Here is a 20,730-nt window from a genome sequence, read left to right on the forward strand (position 1 = left end):
GAGGCAAGCCGTGAGTAGTAACGCTCCTCGCCGCCCTGTGCGGGATTTGCGCTTCTTCCTAACCGTTCCTCATGCCTGCAGCTATCTTCCTGGCAAAGAGGCAACAACACTGTTTCTGGATCCTCAGGAGTCGCCGGTGCCTGGGGTGTACGACTCGCTGTCTCTGCTTGGCTTTCGACGCAGCGGACGCCACTTATACCGCCCTCACTGCGAAGGTTGCAATGCCTGCCGCTCAGTCCGCATCCCGGTGGACGAATTTAGCGCCAACCGTACTCAGCGAAAAGTTTGGCAACGCAATCACGATATTGAGACCCGCGTCATCGCCGCGCGCTTCGATGCCAACCACTACGCTCTATATGCTGACTACATTCGCCAACGCCATGCAGACGGCGACATGTATCCACCCAGCCGCGAGCAGTACCGTACCTTTCTGACGCTTGAAGAACCCTATGCGCACCTCATGGAGATGTACCTAGAAGGTGAGCTGGTGGCCGTGGCAGCGTTTGACCAGCTAGAGCACGGTCTGTCAGCTATTTACACGTTTTTTAAAGTCGATGAAGCGCTGGATAAGCGCTCACTCGGCACCTTTGCCATTTTAAAGTTGATTGCGCTCTGCCAAGAAAAACAGCTGCCTCATCTTTATCTTGGCTACTGGATTGAAGAGTGTCGTAAGATGCGCTACAAGCAGTCTTTTTCACCCATCGAGCTGCTGGACGGGCGGCATTGGCGACCTTTAATTCGCTAATCTGGTCAGCTTTTTTGCCTTGACGGCAGGCTTACGGCACAATATAGCGCTGTTTCTTAGGCGAGCAGGTTTGTGCCAGCGCTTATTGAGGCAATCATTCGACTATCCACGATGTAAAATAAGTGAGGATCTGCCTATATGGCACGCGAAGATCATATTGAAATGGAAGGCGTTATCGTTGACACCCTTCCCAACACCATGTTCCGGGTTGAGCTGGAAAACGGCCACGTTGTGACTGCTCATATCTCTGGCAAAATGCGTAAAAACTACATCCGCATTCTGACTGGCGACAAGGTCAAGGTAGAACTAACGCCCTACGACCTGTCCAAAGGCCGTATCGTTTATCGCTCGCGCTAAGCCTTGAGTGTGCCCTCAAGCAACGTCTGCTCACAGATCGCGTCCCACGGCTATTAGTAGCACCGCGTAACGACGGCGCCGCTCCCTGGAAACGACAACGCCCCGTCGAAGACAGGGCGCTGTGCGTGCTAGCGAGTATGCATTACTGCTTGTCGGTCATCTTAGCGCCCTTTTCAGGGCGCATCTGCCATTTCCGACTCTGTCGAAAGATGAAGCTCTCCCTCCTCCAGGCTAACATGGACGATACCACCGTGCTCGGCCAGCTCTCCAAACAGAATCATCTCTGCGAGTGGCTTCTTGAGCTTCTCTTGGATCAAGCGAGCCATCGGCCTTGCCCCCATATCCGGGTCGTAGCCTTTCTCTGCTAGCCAATCCCGGGCGACGTCGTCTACATCCAGCTGCACGCGCTTCTCGTCTAGTTGCGCTTGAAGCTCGATCAAGAACTTGTCGACCACGTTGCGCACCACCGTCGTGGGCAGCGCATGGAATTGAATGATGCCGTCCAGGCGGTTACGGAATTCCGGCGAGAAGGTCCGACGAATCACTTCCATCGCATCCGTCGAGTGATCCTGGCTCTGGAAACCGATAGAGCGACGCGATGCCTGCTCCGCCCCAGCGTTCGAGGTCATGATCAAAATCACATGGCGGAAGTCTGCCTCGCGGCCGTTGTTATCCGTCAAACGACCGTGATCCATGACCTGCAACAGCAGATTGAAAACTTCTGGATGCGCTTTTTCGATTTCGTCGAGAAGCAGCACGCAGTGCGGCTGTTTGGTGACGGCCTCGGTCAGTAGCCCACCCTGGTCATACCCCACATAGCCTGGAGGCGCACCGATCAAACGCGACACGGTGTGACGCTCCATGTACTCCGACATATCGAAACGCACCAGCTCAATGCCCATGATATGCGCCAGTTGCTTGGCTACTTCCGTTTTACCGACCCCAGTCGGGCCTGCGAACAGGAAGCTGCCCACGGGCTTATCGGGAGATTTCAGGCCCGCCCGGGAGAGCTTGATGGCCGCCGACAGTGAATCGATCGCTTCATCTTGACCAAACACCAACATTTTCAGGTCGCGGTCCAACTTCTCGAGCTGTTTACGATCCGAACTCGAGACGCTCTTCGGCGGAATGCGCGCAATGGAGGCCACCACGGCTTCCACCTGCTCCACGTCGATCGTCGTAGCACGTACCTCAGGGGGTAGCATCCGCTGATGCGCACCCGCTTCGTCGATCACGTCGATCGCTTTATCGGGCAGGAAGCGATCGTTGATGTAGCGATCCGCCAGACGAGCGGCACTCTCCAGCGCACCGTCGGTGTATTTCAGTTCGTGGTGCTCTTCGAAGCGCGAACGCAGCCCTTTGAGAATCTTGATGGTGTCCTCAACGGACGGTGCCAGCACGTCGACCTTTTGGAAGCGGCGTGCCAAGGCGCGGTCTTTCTCGAAAATTCCGCGGAACTCCTGGAACGTGGTCGAACCAATGCAGCGCAGCTCGCCTGAAGAGAGCAGCGGTTTCAACAGATTGGAAGCGTCCATCACGCCGCCCGAGGCAGCGCCCGCGCCAATGACCGTATGAATCTCATCGATGAACAAGATGGCATTGGGCTGTTTACGCAGCTCGCTTAACAGACTCTTGAGGCGCTTTTCGAAATCGCCACGGTACTTGGTGCCTGCCAGCAGTGCGCCCATATCCAGTGAGTAAACCACCGCGTCGGCAATGACTTCCGGCACGTCTTCTTCGACGATGCGCTTGGCTAAGCCTTCGGCAATAGCGGTTTTGCCCACACCCGCTTCACCCACCAGAAGTGGGTTATTTTTACGACGGCGGGCCAGAATTTGCACAACGCGCTCAAGCTCATGGTCGCGGCCAATCAGAGGGTCGATTTTACCCTGACGTGCCTGCTCATTGAGGTTGGTGGCGTAGCCAGTCAACGGATGAGCAGCGCCTTCAGCGCTCCCCTCTTCTGCGTCGTCACTCTCTTGAGAGGAAGGTGATGGCGACGGACCATGACCAGAGACTTTAGAAATTCCGTGGGCGATGTAGTTCACCGCGTCTACCCGCGCCACGCTTTGTTGTTTAAGGAAGTAAACCGCTTGACTCTCTTGCTCGGAAAAGATGGCCACCAGCACATTAGCGCCAGTCACTTCGCTTTTACCGGAAGATTGAACATGGAATACAGCACGTTGTAGCACGCGCTGAAAGCCCAGCGTTGGCTGCGTTTCACGGTCACCCTGACCTTCTGGGATCAGCGGTGTGGTCGAGTTAATGAAATCCTGCAGATCGGACCGCAGCTTGTCGAGGTTTGCCCCACACGCCTTCAGCACATCCACCGCAGAGGCATTGTCTAGCAGCGCCAGAAGCAGGTGCTCTACGGTCATGAATTCGTGGCGCTTTGAGCGAGCCACGGTGAAGGCCGTGTTCAGGGTCAGTTCAAGTTCTTTGCTCAGCATGGCAGTCCCCTTTTCGCTACTACCTAGGGTATATCGACACCTAGGGCTTGCGTCGGATCAGTTTAATCGACCGGCACTTTCAACATCGGGTACAAATGGCGTGGTTGCAAGCCCCTGTGCTACTTTTTTTCAACGCTACTCATTTCAAATAGGCTTAATCAGCAGCTTCGATGTCACTCATTAGCGGGTGCTCACATTCACGGGCATACTCATTCACTTGATAACTTTTAGTTTCAGCAATATCCCGGGTAAAAATGCCGCAGGTGGCTTTCCCCTGGGTGTGCACCGCCAACATCACCTGCACGGCTTTTTCGCTATCCATATTAAAAAAGCCTTGCAGCACTTCAACAACAAACTCCATGGGGGTGTAGTCGTCGTTATGCAACACCACTTTATATAAAGGCGGCTGTGCCAGCGCGGGCTCGGCCGACTGCACCGCTAAGTCATCATCGTGTTCTGGCATGCCTGGACGCGTCATGCCTGCCTGCAGAGTCGCGATCACGTCCAGAGGGTATGTATTAGGCATAAGTCACGTGCATCATCTTCTTGCTGCTGACAGTCAGGGCCTTGGATCAATTCAAAGACGAGGCTTTTACAGTCCAGGCTTCTACAGACTGTACACCTATGTATAAGACGCCTGCCATCAACAAGGGTTCATGAAAGGTAAAAAATTATCACACAGGAGAGAATAAAAATCCCTCGCCCGCAAGGCGGGCGAGGGATCGATCAGCCGCTAAAGCGCGACGGCTCAGCGGATAATCAGCCTTTGGACACCATGGCCAGCGCGTCGTTGAGGGTCTTGCTCGGGCGCATGGCCTGGCTGGCCAGCTCACGGTTGGGGTGGAAGTATCCCTGGATATCCACCGGCTGCCCCTGCACGCTGTTCAGCTCATCGACGATGGTGCTCTCGCTGGCTTGCAGCGTCTCGGCCAGACGGCCAAACAGGGATTTCAGTTCGGCGTCCTGGTCCTGAGCGGCCAGTGCTTCTGCCCAGTACATTGCCAGGTAGAAGTGGCTGCCACGGTTATCCAGCTCGCCGACTTTACGCGATGGCGACTTGTTGCTGTCGAGGAATTTGCCATTGGCTTCATCCAGCGCTTTTGCCAACAGCGTCGCGCGGGCGTTACCGAAGGTGCTGCCCAGGTGCTCAAGCGACGCCGCCAGGGCCAGGAACTCACCCAGCGAATCCCAACGCAGGTGGTTCTCTTCCAGGAACTGCTGAACGTGCTTAGGTGCAGAACCGCCAGCGCCGGTTTCAAACAGGCCACCACCGTTCATCAGCGGTACGATGGAGAGCATCTTGGCGCTGGTGCCCAGCTCCATGATCGGGAACAGGTCGGTTAGGTAATCGCGCAGCACGTTACCAGTGACGGAGATGGTGTCTTCGCCTTTACGGATACGCTCCAAAGAAACCTTCATCGCATCGACCGGCGCGAGAATTCGGATATCCAGGCCAGCGGTGTCGTGATCTTTCAGGTACGTCTCGACCTTCTTGATCAGTTGCGCGTCGTGGGCACGGTTAGCGTCGAGCCAGAACAGTGCCGGGGCACCGCTATCGCGAGCGCGAGTCACGGCCAGCTTCACCCAATCTTGAATCGGCGCGTCTTTGGTCTGGCACATACGCCAGATATCGCCTGCTTCTACCGTGTGGCTAAACACAGTTTGGCCTGAATCGTCGGTGACCACGACAGTCCCGTCGGCAGGCATTTGGAAGGTTTTATCGTGAGAGCCGTACTCTTCGGCTTTCTGCGCCATCAGGCCCACGTTAGGTACGCTGCCCATGGTGGTCGGATCGAACGCGCCGTGCTGCTTGCAGTCTTCGATCACCGCCTGGTAAATGGTGGCGTAGCAGCGGTCAGGGATAACAGCCTTCGCATCTTGCAGCTCGTCATTCGCGTTCCACATCTTGCCGGAATCACGAATCATCGCCGGCATAGAGGCATCGATGATCACGTCGCTGGGCACATGCAGGTTGGTGATGCCTTTATGGGAGTTCACCATCGCCATGGCCGGGCGAGTTTGATAAAGGGCCTCTACATCGCCTTTGATCGCCTCTTGCTGGTCGCTGGGCAGCTTCTCAATAGCGCTGTAAAGGTCGCCGATACCGCTGTTCGGATTGAAGCCAGCGCTCTTCAGCACGTCAGCGTGCTTCTCCAGCACCTCTTTATAGAACTCTTCTACCACGATACCGAACATGATCGGGTCGGAGACCTTCATCATGGTAGCTTTCAAGTGCAGCGAGAACAGCACGCCGCTCTCTTTGGCATCGCTGATTTGGCTGTCAATAAAGCTGCGCAGACGGCGGCTACTCATGCTGGCGGCGTCAATGACTTCGCCTGCTTGTACCGCAAGGCCCTCTTTTAGCACCACGTTGGTGCCATCTTTTTGCTGCAGCTCAATCTTCAGCGTGCCGGCTTTTTCCATCACCGCCGACTGTTCGCTGCCGTAGAAGTCGCCTTCGCTCATATGAGCCACATGGGACTTAGAGTCAGCGCTCCACTCACCCATGCGGTGCGGGTATTTGCGAGCGTAGTTCTTGACCGACTTCGGCGCGCGGCGGTCGGAGTTACCTTCGCGCAGCACCGGGTTTACCGCACTGCCCTTGGCTTTGTCGTAACGCGCTTTAACGGAGGCTTCTTCGTCGTTTTTCGGCTCTTCCGGGTAGTCAGGCAGCGGGTAGCCCTGGCTTTGCAGCTCTTTGATGGTTGCTTTTAGCTGCGGGCCAGAGGCGCTGATATTAGGTAGTTTGATAATATTGGCTTCAGGCGTCTTCGCCAGCTGACCAAGCTCCGCCAAGTCATCGCTCACGCGCTGCTCGTCGCTCAGAATATCCGGGAATTGTGCCAATACGCGGGCAGCAAGAGAAATATCGCGGGTCTCTACTTCGACACCGGCAGAGTCGGTAAAGGCATCAATGATGGGTAACAAAGAGTAGGTAGCGAGCGCAGGAGCTTCATCGGTGAGCGTATAAATGATCTTCGGCGTTTTAGACATTTTTGCGTTAACCTCTTTTTTTCGGTCGCTGTGATTATAAAGAATCCTGAGCTACGCGGCTCATTCAACGATTAGCCATGCCGCGAAGCGGGTGGAGCATCCTGTATGCGCTGCCCCTTTAGTCAGTCGGTGGTACTACTGGTCACTCGGTGGTTATTGCGGTAACGATGACGACAGATGAAAACGGTGGTCATCACGATGCCAACGGTTCATCTCAAACAGCTGCGCCAGATTATACCAGCGCTGCACTTTAACCGCATGAGCGATTGTCGACAAATCCTCCACCTCTAGTTCTTGGGACAGCTTGTGAGACGATGAGCACCTTATATTTACTGCACAAACCCTACCGTATGCTCTCCCAGTTTACCGATAGCCAGGGCAGAGCCACCTTGGCAGAAGTGATTCGCGCCCCAGAGGTGTACGCCGCTGGCCGCCTTGATTTTGATTCTGAAGGCCTGCTGCTACTGAGTGATGACGGGGGCCTTATTCACCGCATTGCCCACCCCAAACACAAGCAGCCAAAAACCTATTGGGTGCAGCTTGAAGGCCACATTACCGATGAGGCCATCCGCGCGCTCAAAGCAGGCATTACGTTAAAAGATGGCCCGACCCTACCCGCCAAAGCGCGCCGTATAGCGCCGCCTGCTATCGCTGAACGAGACCCGCCGATCGACCCCAAGCGCCACCCTCTCACCAGCTGGCTGGAACTCACCATTAGCGAAGGCCGCAACCGCCAGGTGCGCCGCATGACTGCCCACGTAGGCTTTCCCACGCTACGCCTGATTCGTGCGGCCATTGGCCCCTGGCAGCTTGGCCAACTAGCCCCCGGCGAATGGCGCAAAGAGACGCTGCACGCCCCGCGCCCAGACAATGCCAAGCAGCCTCGCGCCATGCCAAAAAAGGCTAAGCCAAAAAACGCCAAGCCGAAAAGCGCCTCACCAAAAGGCTCAGGTACCAATAAAGCGCGTGCCGCAAAAGCAGCCCCCAAACGAAGCACCAAATCCAGAGGCCCTAAAAAATGAAGACGTCTTCTCCTACTGTTCGGCCAACCATTCGCAGCACGGTGGCCTGTGTGATTCAGCAGGGCGAGCATTTTTTAATGGTGGAAGAGGATAAAGGCGGTGCCCACACGCTCTTTAATCAGCCAGCCGGGCACGTAGAACTTGGCGAAGGGCCGGTAGCCGCCATACAGCGCGAGGTGCAAGAGGAAACGGCGTGGCAGGTATCGCTCACCGGCTATTTAGGGCTGTACGTTTTTCACACCCCAGAGGGAGAAACGTTTCATAGTCATGGATTTACCGGCGTCCCTGAACAGCCGCTCACCACGGCGATTGATCCGGCCATTGTGGCTACCCATTGGTTAACACGTGATGAGATCGTCGCACTCGCGGCCGCGCAGCGGTTAAGAAGCCCGCTGGTGCTGAAACGCATTGACGATGCCCTGAACCACCGTCACTTCCCGCTTTCGGTGATCCAAGAGTGAAGCACTCGAAGCATCGAGCCCCCATCGTGTATAATCGCCGCCCAATTGCACACCACTTCAACTGAGGATGCCAATGACATCCACCGATGGCACAGCCACCCAGGACGCGTCAGACACCTACACCGCTGCCACCGGCAAAGTGATTGTCGGCATGTCTGGCGGCGTCGACTCCTCCGTTTCTGCTCTCCTTCTGCTCCAACAGGGGTACGAGGTCGAGGGCCTGTTTATGAAAAACTGGGATGAAGACGACGGCACCGAATACTGCACGGCGAAGGAGGATCTGGCCGATGCGGAAGCCGTGTGCGCCAAACTGGGCATCAAGCTGCACACGGCTAACTTCGCTGCCGAGTATTGGGACAACGTATTCGAGCACTTCTTGGCAGAGTACAAAGCAGGCCGTACGCCTAATCCTGACATCCTTTGTAACCGGGAGATCAAGTTCAAGGTCTTCTTGGAGTATGCCGAGATGCTGGGTGCCGATAAAATCGCCACCGGTCACTACGTGCGCCAAGGCATCCGCGACGGTCACCCGCGCCTGCTGAAAGGCCTGGATGGCAATAAAGACCAAAGCTACTTCCTGCACGCGGTGCCAGAAGCGGCGATTGCCCGCACGCTGTTCCCGGTCGGTGAGCTTGAAAAACCTGAAGTGCGCGCGCTGGCGGAGCAGCACGACCTCGTCACCGCGAAGAAAAAGGACTCCACTGGTATCTGCTTTATCGGTGAGCGTCGTTTCCGCGACTTCCTGCAGCAGTACCTGCCCGCCCAGCCGGGCACCATCGAGACCCCTGAAGGCGATGAAATTGGCCAGCACATGGGCTTGATGTACTACACCCTGGGGCAGCGTCAAGGGTTAGGTATTGGCGGTTTGGCCAACTACTCCGAAGACCCCTGGTACGTGGCGGCAAAAGATCTCGAGCGCAACGTGCTGATCGTGGTGCAAGGCAAGCATCATCCGCTGCTTTACACCAATGCACTCGCCACCGAGGCGATGGACTGGGTCGCCGGAAAGCCGCCGGTTCAGCAAGGCCGCTTTACCGCCAAAACCCGCTACCGCCAAAGCGACTGCCCCTGCGAAATTGTCGCCCAGGCTGATGGCAGCGTTGAAGTAATTTTTAACGACCCGCAGTGGGCGGTCACGCCCGGCCAGTCGCTGGTGCTTTACGATAACGACATCTGCTTAGGCGGCGGCGTTATTCGCGCCACCTGGAATGCCTCGGAGACCGCTGCATGAGCGCAACCCCTATTCACCGCGCGCCCGATACCCCCGCTGCCCGTCAAGCCCTCGCGCTAGCGGGGGTCTTTCAAGCAGCAAGCCTCGTCGATGAACTCGCCCGTACAGGACAAGTTGATACACGCGCGTGGGAAACGCTGATCAACGCGACGGTAGACACCAACCCGGAAAGTTTTGAAGCCATCTACGGCGGCCACCCCAACAACCTGCGCCGCGGGCTGGATACGCTGGAAGCACTCGTTGGCCGTAAGCAGGCCAACCCGGTGGTATTGCGCTACGGATTTTCGCTGCTGCTGCTAATGAATAAGCTGCGCACCGACCGCCAGATGATGGACGTGTTAGGCCAAAAGCTGACCCATGTTCAAGGGCAAGCAGAGCACTTTGGAACGACTCACGAAAACGTCATTGCCAGCCTTGGTGAAACTTACCAAGAGACCATTTCGACGTTTAAAACGCGCATTGTGGTGCAGGGCGACCCCTCGCTACTGCAAACCCGCATGATGCCGGAACGAGTACGCGCTTGCTTAATGGCCGGTATTCGCTTTGCGCTGTTGTGGCATCAGCAGGGCGGCCGCCGCTGGAAGCTGGTGTTTCAACGCAAGGCGCTACGCCGAGCGCTGGATAACTTTAGCTAGCCGCCAAGATACCTTACTTTCGACCTCCGACTTTGACCACTCTGGAAACCAAGCCATGCAACTCTCTGCTCTGACCGCCCTTTCTCCCGTTGACGGCCGCTACGGCGCCAAAGCCGCCGCGCTACGTGAACACTTCAGCGAATTCGGCCTGATCCGTGCGCGCGTGATCGTGGAAGTGCGCTGGCTGCAGCGCCTTGCTGAGCACGGCCAGATTGTCGAAGTCCCGCCGCTTTCCGCAGAAGCCACCGCGTTTCTAGAGCAGCTTATTCGTGACTTCTCAGTCGATGACGCGGAGCGTATCAAAGAGATTGAGCGCACCACCAATCACGACGTTAAAGCGGTGGAGTACTTCCTAAAAGAGAAGATTGCAGGCCAAGCCGAGCTAAACGCCGTTACCGAATTTATCCACTTCGCCTGCACCAGTGAAGACATCAACAACCTCTCTTACGGCGTGATGCTGGCAGATGGCCTAAAAGCTATGCTGCCAACAATGCACGAAGTCGCCGATGAGATTGCCAAGCTGGCGATTGCCCATGCAGGCCAGCCGATGCTGTCACGCACCCATGGCCAAACGGCTAGCCCCACCACGCTAGGTAAAGAGATGGCTAACGTGGCGTATCGCCTCAAGCGCCAGCTCAAGCAGATCGAAAGCGTGGAGATTCTGGGCAAAATCAACGGTGCGGTCGGCAACTACAACGCCCACCTGACCACCTACCCAGATATCGACTGGGAAGCCAACGCGCGCACCTTTGTTGAAGGCTTGGGCTTAAGCTTTAACCCCTATACCACGCAAATCGAACCCCACGACTACATTGCCGAACTGTTCGATGCGATCTGCCGCTACAACACGATCCTGATCGACTTTGACCGCGACGTATGGGGCTATATTTCCCTGGGCTACTTCAAGCAGCGCACCGTAGAGGGCGAAATTGGCTCTTCCACCATGCCGCACAAGGTCAACCCGATTGACTTTGAAAACTCAGAAGGCAACCTGGGCCTCGCCAACGCGGTGATGAGCCACCTAGCACAGAAACTACCGATTTCTCGCTGGCAGCGCGACCTGACCGACTCCACCGTACTGCGTAACCTAGGCGTTGGCTTGGCCTATGGCCTGATTGGCTACCACGCCAGCCTTAAGGGCATCAGCAAGCTGGAAGCTAACCCGTCGCGCTTGGCAGAAGACCTGGATAACAGCTGGGAAGTACTGGCCGAGCCGATCCAAACCGTGATGCGTCGCTACGGCATTGAAAAGCCCTACGAGAAGCTCAAAGAACTTACTCGCGGCAAGCGTATTGACCAAGCGGGCTTTGCGGCCTTTATTGATACCCTTGAGCTGCCCGAGACGGTGAAAAATGAGCTGAAGGCGCTCTCGCCCGCCAGCTATATTGGTAATGCGAAGGCCCAGGCCGAAGCACTCAACCAGCGGCTTGCTGCACTCTAAACGACGCCCTGCGACACTAACGTAGCGCTCACTTGAACTAGGATAACGCCATGAGTCATCACGATAAGCCACTCACCCTGCTGGGCGATTTAACGCCCGCAGACTTCTTGGCCAACTACTGGCAACAGAAGCCACTGCTGATTCGTGGCGCTATCCCTGATTTCGTCAGCCCCATCGACCCCGACGAGCTGGCAGGTCTTGCCTGCGAACCGGGCGTCGAAGCGCGGCTGGTCGAAGAGAACGGCCCCGACGGCCCCTGGCAGGTCTCGCACGGGCCGTTCGACGACGCCACTTTCGAGCGGCTGTCGGAAGGTCACTGGAGCCTGCTAGTACAAGCGGTCGACCACTATGTGCCCTCTATCGCTGCGCTGATGGATGAGTTTGATTTCCTACCCCGCTGGCGGCTGGACGACATCATGGTGAGCTATGCACCGCCCGGCGGCAGTGTTGGCCCGCATATCGACCAGTATGATGTGTTTTTACTGCAGGCAAGCGGCCACCGTCGTTGGCAGCTTGGCGGCAAGCAGCCAGGTAATGCTCCCATCATTCAGGGCATTGACTTGCGCATTCTGCAGTCTTTCGAGATTGAAGCAGATTCCGACTGGACCCTGGCACCCGGCGACATGTTGTATTTGCCCCCCGGCTGGGCACACCACGGCGTCAGCCAAACCGACGACTGCATGACGATTTCGGTGGGTTTCCGGGCGCCCTCGGCCGACGAAGCCATCACCTCGTATGCCGATTATGTCGGCGAACAAATGTCGGACTCCCAGCGTTATAGCGATGCGGGCATGGCCCCTGCCGAGGAGGTAGGCGAGCTCGACGATGCCGCCGTCGAACGCATGCGCCAGTTTATTCTCTCCACCCTGGATAATCCTGAACAGGTTGCTCAGTGGTTTGGCCGCGTGATGACCCAGCCCAAATATATCGATCAAGTCGTTCCCCTCGAAGAGCCGATGAGCGAAGCCGACCTTGTTGCTCAACTACAAGACGGTGAGCCACTGTTCCATATGCCGGGTTCTCGCTTTGCATGGCGTAGCGATGCGTCAGGCACCACGCTATTTGTCGATGGCGACGGGCATAGCTGCTCAGAGACTCTGGCAAAACGCCTCGCTGACCCAACGCCGATGTACGAAGAGGTGCTGGAAATTGACGGCGCTAAAGCGCTGATTACACAGCTCATCAACAGCGGCAGCCTTGGTTTTATGGGCGAAGGAGACGACGAGGAGTAAGACGTGGAAGCGGTAACGGTAAAAAGTGGTAGTTGGGCATTACTGGGTGAGCCAGCCTCGCTGATTCGCCGAATCGTCTTTATCGACGAGCAGCAAGTTCCTCAAGAAGAGGAGTGGGATGGTCTCGATACGGAGTGCCTGCACTTTTTAGCCACTCTCAATGGCGAGCCGGTAGGCACCGCGCGACTGCTGCCCGATGGCCACATTGGCCGCGTTGCGGTACTTAGCAGCGCCCGAGGCACGGGCATTGGCTACCAGCTAATGGAGGCGGCCATTAAAGCCGCCCGCGAGGCCGGCCACTCTTATGCAGCGCTTAGCGCCCAGTTACATGCCCTCGCTTTCTATGAACGCCTGGGGTTTGTTGCCCACGGCGACGTGTTTATGGATGCAGGCATTCCCCATCGTGAGATGACGCTGTTTTTGTAGTGATTCAGTGCCAATGTCGCCAAGCGCCACCCCGTGTGGCGCTTTTTTTGTGTTCGTAGTCAAAGCCATGACGAAAAACGACTACACAAACAGGGCGTTTGGCGTAGTCGCTGTCGTCGGACTACAACGCCGCATGCCCCCAAGTGACAATTGTTGGATCTCCTTGCCTAGTCGATAGTTATTGCACTGCAGCGTTAAGGACTCTCCTCTTTGGAGACACCGACACTGTGAAACGCAAAGCGCCACACCGCGACGTTTTATTAAGAGACGATGGGTGTAGAGACAGCGTCGCGAATTTGAATAATGCTGGAATCTATCTCGCAGGTGCAGCATAAGAACAAGCTAACGTGCGAACGACGATAACTCTGGAGGAATCAGCTCATGACAGGACTGCTCGACGATATCAAAGCCATGGCCCACCTTCGCGAAGCCCAAGGCGGCAAGTGGTCAGCCATCAAACCTGAATATGCTGCCCGTATGCGCGCTCAAAACCGTTTCCATACCGGTTTGGACATCGCTCGCTACACGGCCAAGATCATGCGCGACGACATGGCCGCCTACGATGCCGACACCTCCCAGTACACTCAGTCGTTGGGCTGCTGGCACGGTTTCATCGGTCAGCAAAAGCTCATCTCGATCAAGAAACACTTCGGCACCACCAAACGCCGCTACCTCTACCTCTCTGGATGGATGGTGGCAGCCCTGCGCTCCGAGTTCGGCCCGCTTCCCGACCAATCCATGCACGAGAAAACCTCGGTCTCGCACCTGATCGAAGAGCTCTATACCTTCTTGAAGCAAGCGGATGCCTGGGAACTCAACCACCTGTTCCGCGCCCTGGACGACGCCAAGGCGGCAGGCGATAGCGCTAAAGAGCAAGAGCTGATCAGCAAGATCGACAACTACGAAACGCATATCGTGCCGATTATTGCCGATATCGACGCCGGTTTCGGTAACGCCGAAGCCACCTACCTACTGGCCAAAAAATTCATTCAAGCGGGCGCTTGCTGTATCCAGCTCGAAAACCAGGTCTCCGACGAGAAGCAGTGCGGCCACCAGGATGGCAAGGTCACCGTTCCCCACGAAGACTTCCTGGCGAAGATCAACGCCGTGCGCTATGCCTTCTTGGAGCTGGGCGTAGAAGATGGCGTGATTGTAGCCCGCACCGACTCTCTGGGCGCTGGCCTGACCCAGAAGATCGCCGTCACCAACGAGCCGGGCGACCTGGGCGACCAGTACAACAGCTTCTTGGATGGGGACGTCATCGAGAACGCGGCAGACATCAACAACGGTGACGTCGTCATCAAGCAAAACGGCAAGCTGGTCAAGCCCAAGCGTTTAGCCTCGGGTCTCTACCAGTTCAAGCCGGGCACGGGGGAAGATCGCGTGGTGCTGGACTGCATCACCAGCCTGCAAAACGGTGCCGACCTGCTGTGGATCGAGACCGAAAAGCCCCACGTTGGCCAAATTGCTAGCATGGTGAACCGTATCCGCGAGGTGGTGCCGGATGCCAAGCTGGTCTACAACAACTCGCCCTCCTTCAACTGGACGCTCAACTTCCGTCAGCAGGTCTTCGATGCCTGGGAGAAAGAGGGCAAGGATGTCTCGGCTTACCAGCGCGACAAGCTGATGAGCGTGGAGTATGACAACACCGAACTTGGTCAATTGGCCGACGAGTGGACGCGTAACTTCCAGCGCGATAGCTCTCGCGAAGCAGGTATCTTCCACCACCTGATTACACTGCCCACGTACCACACCGCAGCGCTCTCTACCGACAACCTGGCTAAGGGCTACTTTGGCGACGAAGGTATGCTGGCCTATGTGGAAGGTGTGCAGCGTCAAGAGATCCGCCAAGGTATCGCCACTGTTAAGCACCAGGACATGGCAGGTTCTAACATCGGTGACGATCATAAAGAGTTCTTCCATGGCGACGCAGCGCTGAAAGCGGGCGGCAAAGACAACACCATGAATCAGTTCGGTTAATCAACCTTACTCGCAATACCTCCAGGAGGCTTCGGCCTCCTGTTTTTTGCCTTCCGTTTAATACTTTGCAATTAACCCAAACGCGTGCAAAATTTTTGCACACTGCTTTCTTAATGCCTGTCTACACTTTACTTTATGACCTTTTTTCTGGATGGCTGGTCAAAGCTGTACGATTCCGTTATCTTTTAACGAACGCTGTTCTAAAATAAATTGTACGCAACGCCTTGCGACCGATTCACGGCCATAGATGCTGATACCCACTGGAGGTTTTAATGAAACGTTTACTACCTGTTGCCGCGTTAAGCATTTTGACACTGGCTGGCTGCGCCAATACCGCGCCCTACTCCGGCGATGTTTACCGTGGTAACCAAGCGCAAACGGGGCAGAGCGTCAGCTATGGCACCATCGTGGCCGTTCGCCCCGTGCAAATTCAGGCCGATAGCCGCACCGGCAATTTGCTGGGTGGTGGCGGCGGCGCCGTGATTGGTGGCCTGCTGGGTAGCCAAATTGGCGGCGGTTCTGGCCGTCAGCTTGCCACCGTTGCTGGTGCCTTGGGCGGTGCCGTTGCCGGTACGGCCGCAGAAGATCGCGCCAACCGGATCAACGCACTGGAAATGGAAATTCGTCGTGATGATGGGACGGATGTGGTCGTCGTGCAAAGCGCCGATCGTCAGTACCAAGCAGGCCAACGGGTTCGTTTGATTGGCAGCGGTGCCAACCTGAGCGTTGCGCCTTACTAGCACCAGAGGTGCCCACTATTCGCCCGACGCTATACGCGTCGCGGCTCGTCAAAACAACAGCCCGGCCGATTTGGCCGGGCTGTTGTTTATTCAGCTATTTGACGATTCGAACCCAGGAGTGGACTCGATGGCGCGACTTAGTGGGCTATTCTGCTTGCCCAGTTGGCAAGTTTCATCACTACCAATGCAATCACCGCGAGCAAAATCGCCACCAGCAGCACATCTACAGGGCGAATCAAAGTTGTAGCACCCAATACGGCCAACGCAACCACCCACAAATAGCGGTTGCCGCCATGGGTTTTCAGCACGCTTGGCAGCATTTTATCTAGCCCCTGGCTAACGCCGTTTTCCCAACGCTTATTAGCAAAATAAGCAATCAGTACAAAGGCGATAACCCAAATTAAGAAGATAGTCATAACAGGCTCCGGTGAGTGTTATTTCAAGAGAAAAATTAATTGCTGTAGGGTATCCCTGCACACCCCCCGGCGCAATAGCGCTAAAGGCGTGGAGGTGGAAAAAGCCCGCTTACCCCCTGACAAGCTGGCCCACACGCGTTACCATGTTGGGACATGCACTCACCGAAAGGTTATTCAATGCAAATTGCGCAAAACTCGGTTGTCGCGTTCCACTACACCCTGACCAACGATGCAGGTGAGGTGCTAGACAGTTCTGAAGGCCGCGAGCCGCTGACGTATCTCCACGGCGCTGGCAACATCATCCCAGGCCTGGAAAAAGAGCTTGAAGGTCGTGTTGCTGGGGACAAACTGAACGTTAAAGTTTCCCCTGAAGAGGGTTACGGCGAAGTTCAAGAGCAGCTGCTGCAAGAAGTACCGCGTGATGCCTTCCAAGGTGTTGAAAGCATTGAGCCAGGTATGCAGTTCCAAGCGCAAACCCAAGGCGGCCCGCTCATGGTTACCGTCAAGAAAGTTGAAGGCGACACCGTTGTGGTTGATGGCAACCACCCGCTGGCGGGTCAGCACCTCAACTTTGACGTTGAAATTGCGACCGTACGCGAAGCAAGCCAGGAAGAAGCCGAGCACGGCCACGTGCACGGCGAAGGCGGCGTAGAGCACTAAGCTCTTGCATGCCACAAAGGGCGGCCAATGGGCCGCCCTTTTTATTTTAATGGCCGCTATGTGATGCTGACTCTTCTGGAATCAACACAAGTTGGCCATAACGCACGCTACGCGATGATGTTACCTCATCGGCAAACTGCTTCAGTGCACTCCCCTGCCCCTTTAAGAGTGCGACTTCCAAGCAGCTATCGTGATTGATATGCACATGCAGCGTTGAGAGCGTTAAATCGTGATGGTCATGAGAGTGACGAGTCAGGCGCTTAGAGAGATCTCGCGCCGCGTGGTCATACACATACACCAGCGCTCCCATACACGGCGCATTGGGCGCAACCTCCTCTTTCACCTGCTTTAACCCGTTGCGGGTCAAGTCACGAATGGCCTCTGAGCGATTTTGATAGCCGCGCAGCGCCATCAGCGCATCGACCTCGCTTAACAGCTCCTCATCCAGCGTTACCGTTACCCGCTGCATACCCTCTCCTTCACTGGTCTGATGTTGTGCGTTGCCGCAACTTCCAGTGCTATTAGTATGATGTTATTGTAAAAACATCATACCAATAGCCTGAAAAAGGTGTCCCATGCGTCGCCCTATCATACTGGCTCTCGCAGCCACATGCGTAGCGCTAAGCGCGCCAGCGTTGGCCAAAGACCAGCTAGTGCTTGCCATTGGTGGTGAGCCGGAGCAAGGGTTTGATCCGCTGTTGGGCTGGGGTCAGTACGGCAGCCCTCTATTTCAGTCTACGCTGCTTACCCGTGGCCAGGACTTAACCCCACAACCAGGCCTAGCCACAGAATGGTCCCTTTCTGAAGATCGCCTGACCTGGACGCTGACTTTACGTACGGACGTACGCTTTTCTGACAATACTCCGCTTACCGCTGAGGATGTGGCCTTCACCTTTAATGCTGCTGCTGAGGCAGGTGGCCGTGCCGATCTCAGCGCACTGGAAAGCGCCCGTGCTATCGATGGTAATACGGTTGAGCTGACGCTCAAAACACCGCGCATCACTTTTATCGACCAGTTGATGACACTGGGTATCGTGCCCAACGCCGAGCGAGAAAACGGCTATGGCGACGAGTATGGCAGGCAGCCGCTGGGGTCAGGCCCTTACCGGTTAGTGGAGTGGCAAGAGGGTGAGCAGCTGATTGTTGAGCGGAACCCCTACTTTTACGGCCCCGCGCCGGTCTTCGAGCGTCTGGTGTTTCTGTTTACCGATGAAGCCGCCACTCTAAGTGCAGCTCACGCAGGCCAGGTGGATCTCGCTGCGGTGCCACCAGCGCTGGCAGAGAACATCCCTGAGCAGATGCAGCGGGTCATTATGAACAGTGTGGACAACCGCGGCATTCTGTTTCCCATGCAGCCTGATGAAGGCGAGCAAGCGGCCAACGGCGCGCCCATCGGGAATAACGTCACGGCTGATCTCGCTATTCGCCAAGCGGTGAATCTAGCCTTAGACCGAGAAACGTTGGTGGACGTAGCACTCAACGGCTTTGGACGCCCGGCCTTTGGGCCAGCGGACGGCCTTCCGTGGAGCCAAGAAGGCGAGAAAGTGGCAGCGCCGAATTTAGCCCGTGCGAATACGCTTCTAAAGGAGGCAGGCTGGGAGCGCCAAGAGGAGGACGGACTGCGCTATAAAGGCGACCAGCCCGCACGCTTTCGTCTCACGTACCCCTCCAGCGACGCCACGCGCCAACAGCTAGCCCAAGTGAGTGCCGAGATGGTGCGGCCGCTCGGCATTGAGATGCAGCCCACTGGCCGCCACTGGGACGAGATTCAGCGGGAAGCCCTCCATCAAGATGCCATTGTGTTTGGTTTTGGTAGCCATAGCCCGCAGGAAGTGTTCTACCTCTTTCATAGCGAGCATGCTGGGTTCGGTTTTTACAACAGTGGTTACTACGCCAACGAGGCGGTCGACCAACACCTGGATGCCGCCCAAGCGGCGGCTAACACCGAAGAAGCCAATCAGCATTGGCAAGCCGCCCAATGGGACGGCGATACCGGCTATGGGGTACAGGGAGACACCAGCTGGGCCTGGATGGTCAACCTTGCCCACGTGTATGCCACCAACCGCTGCCTCGACCTGGGCGAACTGGGCGTTGCCCCTCACGGCCACGGCTGGCCGGTCACCGCCAACTTGCTTGAGTGGCGCTGGACGTGCGATTAACGGCTTGGCTAGCGAGCCGCCTACTTCGGCTGTTGCTGGTACTGCTGAGTGTCGCAGCGGTCTCTTTTGGGCTAATGATGCTATCTCCCATCGACCCGGTGGATGCCTATCTTGGCCCGCAAATGGCCCAGGTCAGCCCTGAGCAGCGCACGCTGATTGCCGAACGCTGGGGGTTTAACGCCCCGGCCAGTGTGCAGTTTCACCACTGGCTGCAACAGTTGCTTAGCGGAGAGCTTGGCTGGAGCCATATCTACAACCAGCCGGTGAGCGACGTCATTAACCAGCGCTTCCAGCGCTCGTTTTTTCTGCTGTTGAGCGCTTGGCTGCTCTCGCTGATACTTGGCGTAGTACTCGGCATCGCCGCAGGAAGCAAAGAGGGCTCCCTGCTGGACCGCTTGATCAGCGGCTATGCTTATATCACTGCTTCGACGCCCACGTTTTGGCTCGCCATGCTGGCGTTGCTACTTTTCTCCGTCACCTTGGGCTGGACCCCCACCTGCTGCGCAGGGCCCACGGGCGTGCTGAGCCAAGAAGTAACGCTGCTCACGCAGCTGCACCATCTTCTTTTACCTACTCTCACCCTCGCCCTGTTAGGCGTTGCCACCATCACGCTACATACCCGGGCCAAGATGGCGGCGTTTATGCGCTCGGATACCGCGTTGCACGCCTTTGCCCAAGGCGCCAGCCGTTTCGATATCGCCTGGCGCCACGGTCTGCGCCACGCCAGCCTGCCAGCGGTCACTTTGGCGTTTGCCTCTCTCGGCGAGCTATTTGGCGGCTCCCTTCTGGTTGAGCAAGTCTTTGCTTACCCAGGACTTGGGCAGGCGACCGTCGCCGCTGGCTTGCGAAGCGATGTGCCGCTACTGCTCGCCATAGCGCTATTTACCGCGCTATTTGTGAGTGTTGGCAACCTCATCGCCGATGGCCTTTACCAGTGGGCCGACCCACGTATCGCACGGGACCGCACTAATGAATAGCCAGCCGCGCCTGGTCGCAGCAGGCTATGCAGGTGTGTTTGGCCTGCTGGTATTACTGTTGCTCAGCAGTTCTCTATGGCTGGGAGATAGCCCACTGCACATGCAGTTCGAGGCCCGCCTCATGCCTCCCAGCGCCGAGCACTGGCTGGGCACCGATGCCCTAGGGCGTGAGCTTTGGGCCCGCACGCTGGCGGGGCTTGCCTTGAGTTTTGGGGTAGGGCTGAGCGCGGCACTGTTGGGCACGCTGATTGCTTTAAGCTTGGCGAGTCTCGCCATGCTCTCGCCCATACTGGATGCGCTGGTGAGCTTACTGATTGATACGCTGCTGAGCGTGCCACACCTGATTTTACTATTGCTGATCGCCTTTGCCCTGGGCGGCGGCACCCAGGCTGTCATTATCGCTGTTGCGCTGACCCACTGGCCAAGCCTTGCCCGCTTGCTCAGAGCCGAACTACTCAGCTTGCGAAACTCCCCTTATGTGGCGATTTCGAAAGGGTTTGGCAAACGCCAAGGATTTATTGTTTGGTACCACTTGCTGCCCCATGTGCTGCCTCACTGCTTGGTCGGCGCACTGCTGCTGTTTCCCCACGCCATTTTGCATGAAGCGGCCCTGACCTTTTTAGGCGTTGGCTTAGACCCTACCCAGCCCGCCATCGGCGTATTACTGGCCGACGCCATGCGCTACCTTACCGGCGGCTACTGGTGGCTAGGGGTGTTTCCTGGGCTGGGTTTACTGCTGATGGTACTGGCGATTGAACGCTTCGCCTCGATGCTGCGCAAAGCGCTGTAAAGATCGCGATGTTT

Annotated in this window: 21 protein-coding genes; 15 read left to right on the forward strand and 6 right to left on the reverse strand. The window is 56.7% G+C overall.

What is annotated here, in order from left to right; translation table 11 throughout:
• The first annotated feature begins 10 nt into the window (after positions 1–10).
• A complete protein-coding gene (locus L1249_RS04525) occupies positions 11–745 on the forward strand; it encodes an arginyltransferase (protein WP_062359288.1) in 735 nt (244 codons plus the stop codon).
• 138 nt (positions 746–883) lie between these two features.
• On the forward strand, positions 884–1,102 hold the full coding sequence (gene infA / locus L1249_RS04530) for a translation initiation factor IF-1 (RefSeq protein WP_007111068.1): 219 nt from the start codon (positions 884–886) through the stop codon (positions 1,100–1,102).
• A gap of 173 nt (positions 1,103–1,275) precedes the next feature.
• Here the strand turns inward: infA and clpA are convergent, their stop codons facing one another.
• The 4 genes from clpA to L1249_RS17430 all read right to left on the reverse strand — a co-directional run bounded on the left by clpA (position 1,276) and on the right by L1249_RS17430 (position 6,822).
• Positions 1,276–3,552, reverse strand: a complete 2,277-nt coding sequence (clpA, locus tag L1249_RS04535) for an ATP-dependent Clp protease ATP-binding subunit ClpA (protein ID WP_058576915.1) — start codon at positions 3,550–3,552, stop codon at positions 1,276–1,278.
• 154 nt (positions 3,553–3,706) lie between these two features.
• Entirely contained in the window at positions 3,707–4,015 is a 309-nt protein-coding gene (gene clpS / locus L1249_RS04540; RefSeq protein ID WP_044627932.1) for an ATP-dependent Clp protease adapter ClpS, read from the reverse strand.
• A 296-nt stretch (positions 4,016–4,311) separates the two neighbouring features.
• Positions 4,312–6,546, reverse strand: coding sequence for an NADP-dependent isocitrate dehydrogenase (locus L1249_RS04545; RefSeq protein ID WP_062373639.1), 2,235 nt, complete (start codon positions 6,544–6,546; stop codon positions 4,312–4,314).
• Between the two features lie 153 nt (positions 6,547–6,699).
• Positions 6,700–6,822 carry a hypothetical protein gene (locus tag L1249_RS17430; protein ID WP_266100062.1) on the reverse strand — a complete coding sequence of 41 codons (123 nt, stop codon included), beginning with the start codon at positions 6,820–6,822 and terminating at the stop codon, positions 6,700–6,702.
• A gap of 38 nt (positions 6,823–6,860) precedes the next feature.
• Here L1249_RS17430 and L1249_RS04550 point away from each other — a divergent pair, with 38 nt between their 5' ends.
• The 9 genes from L1249_RS04550 to L1249_RS04590 all read left to right on the forward strand — a co-directional run bounded on the left by L1249_RS04550 (position 6,861) and on the right by L1249_RS04590 (position 15,714).
• Complete coding sequence (locus L1249_RS04550) at positions 6,861–7,568, forward strand: pseudouridine synthase (RefSeq protein ID WP_084812749.1); 708 nt, start codon at positions 6,861–6,863, stop codon at positions 7,566–7,568.
• Positions 7,565–8,029, forward strand: a complete 465-nt coding sequence (locus L1249_RS04555; RefSeq protein WP_062373636.1) for an NUDIX hydrolase — start codon at positions 7,565–7,567, stop codon at positions 8,027–8,029. The genes L1249_RS04550 and L1249_RS04555 overlap by 4 nt, the downstream gene beginning before the upstream one ends.
• A 73-nt stretch (positions 8,030–8,102) precedes the next feature.
• Positions 8,103–9,260, forward strand: coding sequence for a tRNA 2-thiouridine(34) synthase MnmA (gene mnmA, locus L1249_RS04560; protein ID WP_062373632.1), 1,158 nt, complete (start codon positions 8,103–8,105; stop codon positions 9,258–9,260).
• The gene (hflD, locus tag L1249_RS04565; protein WP_062373629.1) at positions 9,257–9,895 is read left to right on the forward strand and encodes a high frequency lysogenization protein HflD; all 639 of its coding nucleotides are present in this window, start codon (positions 9,257–9,259) and stop codon (positions 9,893–9,895) included. The genes mnmA and hflD overlap by 4 nt, the downstream gene beginning before the upstream one ends.
• A 55-nt stretch (positions 9,896–9,950) precedes the next feature.
• Complete coding sequence (gene purB / locus L1249_RS04570) at positions 9,951–11,336, forward strand: adenylosuccinate lyase (protein ID WP_044627804.1); 1,386 nt, start codon at positions 9,951–9,953, stop codon at positions 11,334–11,336.
• Between the two features lie 50 nt (positions 11,337–11,386).
• A complete protein-coding gene (locus L1249_RS04575) occupies positions 11,387–12,568 on the forward strand; it encodes a cupin domain-containing protein (protein WP_062359291.1) in 1,182 nt (393 codons plus the stop codon).
• A gap of 3 nt (positions 12,569–12,571) precedes the next feature.
• On the forward strand, positions 12,572–12,994 hold the full coding sequence (locus tag L1249_RS04580; RefSeq protein WP_228168483.1) for a GNAT family N-acetyltransferase: 423 nt from the start codon (positions 12,572–12,574) through the stop codon (positions 12,992–12,994).
• A 381-nt stretch (positions 12,995–13,375) separates the two neighbouring features.
• Positions 13,376–14,974, forward strand: coding sequence for an isocitrate lyase (locus L1249_RS04585; RefSeq protein ID WP_044627807.1), 1,599 nt, complete (start codon positions 13,376–13,378; stop codon positions 14,972–14,974).
• Positions 14,975–15,246: 272 nt separating this feature from the next.
• Positions 15,247–15,714 carry a glycine zipper 2TM domain-containing protein gene (locus tag L1249_RS04590; protein ID WP_054641192.1) on the forward strand — a complete coding sequence of 156 codons (468 nt, stop codon included), beginning with the start codon at positions 15,247–15,249 and terminating at the stop codon, positions 15,712–15,714.
• 137 nt (positions 15,715–15,851) lie between these two features.
• On the opposite strand, the gene L1249_RS04595 is transcribed toward L1249_RS04590, so the two are convergent.
• A complete protein-coding gene (locus tag L1249_RS04595; protein ID WP_054641193.1) occupies positions 15,852–16,130 on the reverse strand; it encodes a hypothetical protein in 279 nt (92 codons plus the stop codon).
• Between the two features lie 177 nt (positions 16,131–16,307).
• On the opposite strand from L1249_RS04595, the gene L1249_RS04600 reads away from it, so the two are divergent.
• Positions 16,308–16,790, forward strand: coding sequence for an FKBP-type peptidyl-prolyl cis-trans isomerase (locus L1249_RS04600; RefSeq protein WP_044627810.1), 483 nt, complete (start codon positions 16,308–16,310; stop codon positions 16,788–16,790).
• 46 nt (positions 16,791–16,836) lie between these two features.
• Here L1249_RS04600 and nikR read toward each other — a convergent pair whose 3' ends face one another.
• The gene (gene nikR / locus L1249_RS04605) at positions 16,837–17,259 is read right to left on the reverse strand and encodes a nickel-responsive transcriptional regulator NikR (protein WP_044627811.1); all 423 of its coding nucleotides are present in this window, start codon (positions 17,257–17,259) and stop codon (positions 16,837–16,839) included.
• Positions 17,260–17,365: 106 nt separating this feature from the next.
• Here nikR and L1249_RS04610 point away from each other — a divergent pair, with 106 nt between their 5' ends.
• Genes L1249_RS04610 through L1249_RS04620 form a run of 3 tightly spaced genes read left to right on the forward strand, consistent with a single transcriptional unit; the run spans position 17,366 to position 20,716 of the window.
• A complete protein-coding gene (locus L1249_RS04610; RefSeq protein ID WP_058576918.1) occupies positions 17,366–18,949 on the forward strand; it encodes an ABC transporter substrate-binding protein in 1,584 nt (527 codons plus the stop codon).
• Positions 18,940–19,926, forward strand: coding sequence for an ABC transporter permease (locus L1249_RS04615; RefSeq protein ID WP_058576919.1), 987 nt, complete (start codon positions 18,940–18,942; stop codon positions 19,924–19,926). The genes L1249_RS04610 and L1249_RS04615 overlap by 10 nt, the downstream gene beginning before the upstream one ends.
• Positions 19,919–20,716, forward strand: a complete 798-nt coding sequence (locus L1249_RS04620; protein ID WP_058576920.1) for an ABC transporter permease — start codon at positions 19,919–19,921, stop codon at positions 20,714–20,716. Before L1249_RS04615 ends, L1249_RS04620 begins: the two co-directional genes overlap by 8 nt.
• The last annotated feature ends 14 nt before the right edge of the window (positions 20,717–20,730 follow it).

Source organism: Halomonas sp. Cn5-12 (assembly GCF_021532545.1).
Lineage (GTDB): Bacteria > Pseudomonadota > Gammaproteobacteria > Pseudomonadales > Halomonadaceae > Vreelandella > Vreelandella aquamarina.

Bases quoted from the DNA above. Each gene is read 5' to 3' on its own strand.
- infA (WP_007111068.1), top strand. From the start codon at position 884: ATGGCACGCGAAGATCATATTGAAATGGAAGGCGTTATCGTTGACACC.
- clpA (WP_058576915.1), bottom strand. From the start codon at position 3,552: ATGCTGAGCAAAGAACTTGAACTGACCCTGAACACGGCCTTCACCGTG.
- clpS (WP_044627932.1), bottom strand. From the start codon at position 4,015: ATGCCAGAACACGATGATGACTTAGCGGTGCAGTCGGCCGAGCCCGCG.
- L1249_RS04545 (WP_062373639.1), bottom strand. From the start codon at position 6,546: ATGTCTAAAACGCCGAAGATCATTTATACGCTCACCGATGAAGCTCCT.
- L1249_RS04550 (WP_084812749.1), top strand. From the start codon at position 6,861: ATGAGCACCTTATATTTACTGCACAAACCCTACCGTATGCTCTCCCAG.
- L1249_RS04555 (WP_062373636.1), top strand. From the start codon at position 7,565: ATGAAGACGTCTTCTCCTACTGTTCGGCCAACCATTCGCAGCACGGTG.
- mnmA (WP_062373632.1), top strand. From the start codon at position 8,103: ATGACATCCACCGATGGCACAGCCACCCAGGACGCGTCAGACACCTAC.
- hflD (WP_062373629.1), top strand. From the start codon at position 9,257: ATGAGCGCAACCCCTATTCACCGCGCGCCCGATACCCCCGCTGCCCGT.
- purB (WP_044627804.1), top strand. From the start codon at position 9,951: ATGCAACTCTCTGCTCTGACCGCCCTTTCTCCCGTTGACGGCCGCTAC.
- L1249_RS04575 (WP_062359291.1), top strand. From the start codon at position 11,387: ATGAGTCATCACGATAAGCCACTCACCCTGCTGGGCGATTTAACGCCC.
- L1249_RS04585 (WP_044627807.1), top strand. From the start codon at position 13,376: ATGACAGGACTGCTCGACGATATCAAAGCCATGGCCCACCTTCGCGAA.
- L1249_RS04590 (WP_054641192.1), top strand. From the start codon at position 15,247: ATGAAACGTTTACTACCTGTTGCCGCGTTAAGCATTTTGACACTGGCT.
- L1249_RS04595 (WP_054641193.1), bottom strand. From the start codon at position 16,130: ATGACTATCTTCTTAATTTGGGTTATCGCCTTTGTACTGATTGCTTAT.
- L1249_RS04600 (WP_044627810.1), top strand. From the start codon at position 16,308: ATGCAAATTGCGCAAAACTCGGTTGTCGCGTTCCACTACACCCTGACC.
- nikR (WP_044627811.1), bottom strand. From the start codon at position 17,259: ATGCAGCGGGTAACGGTAACGCTGGATGAGGAGCTGTTAAGCGAGGTC.
- L1249_RS04610 (WP_058576918.1), top strand. From the start codon at position 17,366: ATGCGTCGCCCTATCATACTGGCTCTCGCAGCCACATGCGTAGCGCTA.
- L1249_RS04620 (WP_058576920.1), top strand. From the start codon at position 19,919: ATGAATAGCCAGCCGCGCCTGGTCGCAGCAGGCTATGCAGGTGTGTTT.